Source organism: Mycobacterium sp. UM_WGJ, assembly GCF_000455125.1.
Taxonomy (GTDB): Bacteria; Actinomycetota; Actinomycetes; order Mycobacteriales; family Mycobacteriaceae; genus Mycobacterium.
The window spans coordinates 1-5,865 of the sequence record NZ_AUWR01000090.1 but is presented as its reverse complement, the minus strand read 5'-3'; the positions used below and the strand labels follow the sequence as shown (position 1 = coordinate 5,865).

Here is a 5,865-nt window from a genome sequence, read left to right as displayed (position 1 = left end):
GGGGAGCACGATCGGCGGCATCGGATTGACCACCGGGGGTTCGGGTTTGACCTCGGGCGGTTGGGGCTTGACCACCGGCGGGGTAGGAGCCGCCGGTTTCTTCGCGGGCAATCCCCACAGGAGTGACAGGTCGGCCAGCCCAGCCAGGACGGGCCGGTGGGGGGCCGGCCGCGGAAGCGGCGCCAACATGAAGGGCGCCGGCGCCGCCGGAGGAAGCGGGGGCAACGGCGGACCGAAGACCGGGGCGGGCACAAAAATCGGCCCGCTGGCTGCCCCGGCCGCCACCGGCAGCGGCGCCGGCAGACCGGGCGCAGGGGCATCCAGCGGCACCGCCGCCGGCAGATCGGGCGGCGATGGAAGGTGCAACGGCGGCAGCGGTATCGAGTCCGCCGGCGCCTGTCCCAGCACCGGCGGTTGTCCCCCGAACGGCTCGGCGGCGGGCACCTGAAGGTTCGGGGCCCGATGCGGAATGGTCAGTGCCCGCCCCAGATCCGGCCGCAGCGCGACCAGGTTGGGAGTGATGTCCAGCGTCATGGCCACCATCAGCGCCGACGCCGCAGCGAACGCGGCTGACGCCAGCGCCGCTCCGGCCACCAGCAGCGGGCGCCGGGCCGGCTGGCCCGCCGGGACGAAGATTTCGGTGGCCGCTTCGGCCTCGTCGTCGGGCACTGCGCTGTAGGCCAGATCGTCGGCGTCAAAGCCGGGGATGTCGTAGTAGCAGGGCCCGGCAGCGTCGAAGCTGGGTTCTTGCGTGTAGGCCAGCGGAGCCGAGTCCGCCTCGACACCGACCAGGCGGGCAGAAGCCAGTGCCGCACCGCGGGCCAGGGCGGCACGCGGCTCCGCGGGTTCACACACCTCGCGGTCGACCGTCGCCTCCAGTCGCGGCCGCAACGCGGTCGAATCGCCCTCGGCGCAGATCAGAAACAGACCGTCCGGAGATGTGTGGGCGGCGTTGAGCCGATCGGCGACCGTGTCGACCGCGGCGGTGGCGTCGCCGGCATCGAGGGGCTGCTGAAAGATCCTGGTGACGGTGCCGTCGGTGCAGTCGACCATGGCCAGTGTCGCCGTGGACGGCTCGACGGCCAGCAGCCCCATCTGGTCGCAGCCGACCGTCTGTCCCAGGTTGCGGGTCAGGCTTGCCGCCGCAAGCACCGGAGAGACCAGAGCTACGTTTTCCAAGCCGTCCAGCGCGCCGCCGGAAAGCCGCGAACTCAATGCGGCCGCGTCGAGCGGATCCGTGACGGTCACGCCGGTCGCTACCAGGTGAAGACCGGCCGAGTCCGCGGCGTCACGCGCCTGAAGGATCGCCGCGATCACTGCGTCGACGGCGGCGAATTCGACGGAGTCGTCGGAAGGCACGTCAATGCTGAGCTCTTCCAACGTGACGCCGTCCGCGCGTTCTCCGCAGACCAGCACGGTGTGGATGGTGGTGGGTGCGCTGGACGCAAGTGCCACACCGAGGACGACGTCCATGTCTTCTCCGATTCAGTTCTGACCTGCACCGTGGTCGGCCACGGCGGCCTCTGGGGGGCACAGACATCGGCGGCGTTCCGACACCGTTTGTTCACCATCACGAGATCTACTCGCAATACATCCAAATATGCGTCTGAGTGAATGAATAGCGTCTGATGGGTTGGTAAATAATGTCTAATTTTGTGGACTAACCCATCCCGGGCTTCGCGTTCCCGTCGTGTAGCGCCACCCGATCGGACCAGGTGGGCCATGATGGACCCGGCACCGACCGGCACCGGTATGGACAGGAGTCAGACTTGGCCGATTTCGTCGCGTCGATCGACCAGGGCACCACCAGCACTCGCTGCATCATCTTCGACCATGGCGGTGCGGTGGTGGGCCGCCATCAACTCGAACACGAACAGATTCTGCCGCGCGCCGGCTGGGTGGAACACGATCCGTTCGAACTGTGGAACCACACCGCGGCGGTGCTGGTCTCGGCGCTGAACACCACCAAGCTCCACGCGTCGGACCTGGCGGCGCTCGGCATCGCCAACCAGCGTGAAACGACGGTGGTGTGGAACCGCAAGACCGGCCAGCCCTACCACAACGCGATCGTCTGGCAAGACACCCGAACCGACGTCATCGCCGCCGCCCTGGAGCGCGACGGCCACGGCGAGGTCATCCGGCGCAAGGCGGGCTTGCCGCCGGCCACCTATTTCTCCGGCGGAAAACTGCAGTGGATTCTGGACAACGTCGAGGGGGTGCGGGCCGATGCCGAACGTGGCGACGCGCTGTTCGGCACCTGCGACAGCTGGGTGCTGTGGAACCTGACCGGGGGGCCGCGCGGCGGTGTGCATCTGACCGACGTCACCAACGCCAGCCGCACCATGTTGATGAACCTCGAGACCCTGGACTGGGACGACGAACTGTTGGCGTTGTTCTCGATCCCGAGGGCCATGCTGCCACTCATCACGGCATCGTCGACGCGGCGCCGGCATGCGGTCACCGCGAGCACCGGGCCGTTGCGCGGCGAGGTGCCGATCGCGGGCATCCTGGGTGACCAGCAGAGCGCCATGGTCGGCCAGGTCTGCTTGTCGGCAGGTGAGGCGAAGAACACCTACGGCACCGGAAACTTCTTGCTGCTCAACACCGGTGAGCAGATCGTCCGCTCCGATAACGGATTGTTGACCACGGTCTGCTATCAGTTCGGCGACGCCAAGCCCGTTTATGCGCTGGAGGGCTCGATCGCAGTCACCGGCTCCGCGGTGCAGTGGTTGCGTGATCAGCTGGGCATCATCAGCGGTGCCACGCAGGTCGAGAGCCTCGCCCGTCAGGTCTCCGACAACGGCGGGATGTACTTCGTGCCGGCGTTTTCCGGCTTGTTCGCGCCGTACTGGCGTTCGGACGCGCGCGGCGCCATCGTCGGGTTGTCCCGCTTCAACACCAACGCGCATCTGGCCCGGGCCACCCTGGAGGCCATCTGCTACCAGAGCCGGGATGTGGCCGAGGCGATGGAAGCCGATTCGGGTGTGCACCTTGGTGTTTTGAAGGTCGACGGTGGCATCACCGCCAATGATCTGTGTATGCAGATTCAGGCCGACGTGCTCGGGGTCGACGTGGTCAAGCCGGTGGTTCCCGAAACCACCGCGCTGGGCGCGGCGTACGCGGCCGGTCTTGGCGTCGGGTTCTGGAAGGGGCCCGACGATCTTCGCGCCAACTGGCGCGAAGACCGGCGTTGGACCCCGAACTGGTCGGACGAGCAGCGTGCTGAAGGCTATGCCGGGTGGCGAAAGGCCGTGCAGCGCACGCTGGACTGGGTCGAGTTGCCCTGAGAATGGCCGCACGCAGGCGGGTGCTGCCCGGCGCGCTGGTTGCGCTGGTCGTGGTGGCCGCTGTCGGCTGGGCGTGGTGGCAGCAGGCCGGGCGGTCTTCGCAAACGTCGGGACCCTCGCCGACATGGACTCCGCCACCGCCGAGCGTGGCGCCACCGGACCCAGCCTATGGCGAGGCCCGCCGACTGCTCGAGGCGTTGCCGGTCAAGGGCTGGGATCGTGAGAAGGACTTCAAGCGTTACCGGTTCGGCGAGCGGTGGAGCGACGACGTCGACGTCGAATTCGGCCACAACGGCTGCAATACCCGCGACGACATCCTGCGCCGCGACCTGACCCAGATCGAACTCAGACGGGGCACCTGCCTGGTACAGCGCGGCGTCCTGCATGACCCGTACTCCGGGCAGACCATCGCATTCCAGCGCGGCCCGGAGACATCCGATGCCGTGCAGGTCGACCATCTGGTGTCGTTGGCCGACGCCTGGTACAAGGGAGCGCGGACCTGGGACGACAGCCGCCGTCGGAATTTCGCCAACGACCCGCGCAACCTGCTAGCGGTCAGTGCCCAGGCCAACTTTGACAAAGCATTCCGCGACGCCGCCGGCTGGCTGCCGGCGAACGCCGCGTTCGAATGCGAATTCGTGGCCCGTCAGATCACCGTCAAAACCGCTTACGGACTGTGGGTTTCACCCAACGAGAAGTCCGCCATGTATCGGGTCCTGCGGCACTGTTGACCGTGAAACTCAGTCGGTCTCACCGAGGATGCCGTAGATCTCCTTGCGGGCGCTGTTGATGATGTCGACGATGCGCTGCTGCTGCTCGGGCGTGGCCGCCTGGCCGGCCTGCGCGACGGCACCGAACAGTTGGCCGGTCGCGGCGCGCAGGTTGATCTGCCCCGGGTCGGCGCCGTCGGCGATCTGCTCCCACGGAGGGGTCTCGATCGTCTCGGCGACCCCGCGGCCTTCGTCGGTCAGTTCGAAAAGGCGCTTCTTGCCGTCGGTTTCGGTGCCGGCGATCAATCCCTCATCGACCAACATCTGCAAGGTCGGATAGACCGATCCGGGACTGGGGCGCCACAGCTGCTGACTGCGCTCGCCGATCTGTTGAATGATCTCGTAGCCGTGCATCGGGCCCTCGGCCAGCAGGGCCAGGATGGCCAGTCGCACGTCGCCGCGCCGGCCGCGATTGCCGCGCCGGTGTCCACGGTGGCCGCCCGGGCCGAAGCCGAAACCGAAGCCGGGGCCGCCGGGCCCGAAACCGGGGCCGAACCCCGGACCGAACCCGTGCCGGAAATCCGGGCCGAATCCGGCGGCGTGCTGGCCGGGACCGAAGCCTAACGGCGCGCAGTGCTCGGCGGCGTGGTCGCGCAACTGCCTGCGAAACTCGCGCCGAGCCTGCCGGCGCGCGATATGTGCGGCGCGGCGCTGATGCGGCGTCGCGGGACCGAAACCGAATCCGACGTGCTGTTCGGCATCTTCTGGGCATGGTCCGCCGGGCGGACCGAAAGGAGTGTTCATGCGTACCTCGTTGCGTGGAAAAGGGGAGCGCCATTCACTCCCGATACATAAACGATATATCGGGAACTATCGGGATGCAACGGCAACGTCGGACGTGCCAGGGCAGGGTGGGGCAGGCAAGGCCAGCCGATTGCGTCGCAGGGAACACAAGCTCGGCGTACTAGCTCGGGGGGAAGAACCCGCCCGCATTCGGTGGCGGCCACGGCATCGGAGGTGGCGGGAAATAGGGACCGGGCGGCACGACCTGAAACCGCGCCAGCTCACGCTGATGCCGTTCGGCCAACACCGCTGCCAGCACCAGTTCGGGCGGGGCATCCGGGGGCGGTGGTGGCGAGATGTGGGCGAGTACATCACCGGAGATCCGGTAGGCCATCATCTGCCGAGTGTGCGGGTCGAGCTGCGCGGCCCGGCCCAGGAATTGCCTTGCCAGTTCGGCAGATTCGGCCCGCAGGCCCGACAATTGCAACGTCGAGGCCCACCAGGCCAGCCCCGGCGGCATCATGGGCGGCGGCGTCGCAGCCGGCGCACGTTCGCTGATCACCACGGTGCCGGCGAAGATGTCGCCCAGGCGTTTTCCGCGCGGTGACAGCAGACTGCAGATCACCGCCGGGCTGCCGGTCAGTCCCCAGATCTCGACAACTGACGCCAGCGCCCGAAAGAGTGCCTGCCGGAAGCGTTCCGGGCCGCCGTCATCGGAAACCACCCGCAGTCCCATCGCCATCTTGCCCAGCGACCGGCCCCGGGTGACGGTCTCCATGGTGACCGGGTAGCCGACCAGGAGCAGTACGGCGAAGATGATCATGATGGCCGTGGTCAAGGCGTCGTCGAACCGGCCGAGGGTGGTGGCCCACAGCACGATCGCGCACAGGTACCCCACGATCACCACGGTGATGTCGATCAGTGCGCTGACCGCGCGCACCGGCAGCTGCGCGATCGCGATGTCGAGGACGACGGCGTCGCCGGTCACCAGCTCGGGGCCGCGGTTCGCCATAGCTCAGACGCTACTCGCCGAACCGGTCTCATCGAGACGCTCGCGGCCGTGCCGGGGCGTGGACCTGCATCGC

4 protein-coding genes and 1 pseudogene are annotated in these 5,865 nt (G+C 67.9%); 2 read left to right on the top strand and 3 right to left on the bottom strand.

Annotated elements, in window-relative coordinates; genetic code table 11:
* A pseudogene (locus N416_RS0120345) lies at positions 1 to 1,473 on the bottom strand (hypothetical protein); the annotation flags it as partial.
* Positions 1,474 to 1,769: 296 nt separating this feature from the next.
* On the opposite strand from N416_RS0120345, the gene glpK reads away from it, so the two are divergent.
* Together glpK and N416_RS0120335 are read left to right on the top strand one after the other, a co-directional pair.
* Positions 1,770 to 3,287: a glycerol kinase GlpK gene (gene glpK / locus N416_RS0120340; RefSeq protein ID WP_024443934.1), complete on the top strand. Its 1,518-nt coding sequence runs from the start codon at positions 1,770 to 1,772 to the stop codon at positions 3,285 to 3,287.
* Positions 3,288 to 3,289: 2 nt separating this feature from the next.
* Entirely contained in the window at positions 3,290 to 4,018 is a 729-nt protein-coding gene (locus N416_RS0120335; RefSeq protein WP_024443933.1) for an HNH endonuclease family protein, read from the top strand.
* 9 nt (positions 4,019 to 4,027) lie between these two features.
* Here the strand turns inward: N416_RS0120335 and N416_RS0120330 are convergent, their stop codons facing one another.
* Both N416_RS0120330 and N416_RS0120325 read right to left on the bottom strand, forming a co-directional pair.
* The gene (locus N416_RS0120330) at positions 4,028 to 4,801 is read right to left on the bottom strand and encodes a PadR family transcriptional regulator (protein ID WP_024443932.1); all 774 of its coding nucleotides are present in this window, start codon (positions 4,799 to 4,801) and stop codon (positions 4,028 to 4,030) included.
* A 160-nt stretch (positions 4,802 to 4,961) separates the two neighbouring features.
* On the bottom strand, positions 4,962 to 5,792 hold the full coding sequence (locus N416_RS0120325; protein ID WP_024443931.1) for an RDD family protein: 831 nt from the start codon (positions 5,790 to 5,792) through the stop codon (positions 4,962 to 4,964).
* Positions 5,793 to 5,865: the final 73 nt, after the last annotated feature.

Coding starts and splice junctions, on each gene's coding strand:
- N416_RS0120335 (WP_024443933.1), top strand. CDS start 3,290: ATGGCCGCACGCAGGCGGGTGCTGCCCGGCGCGCTGGTTGCGCTGGTC.
- N416_RS0120325 (WP_024443931.1), bottom strand. CDS start 5,792: ATGGCGAACCGCGGCCCCGAGCTGGTGACCGGCGACGCCGTCGTCCTC.
- N416_RS0120330 (WP_024443932.1), bottom strand. CDS start 4,801: ATGAACACTCCTTTCGGTCCGCCCGGCGGACCATGCCCAGAAGATGCC.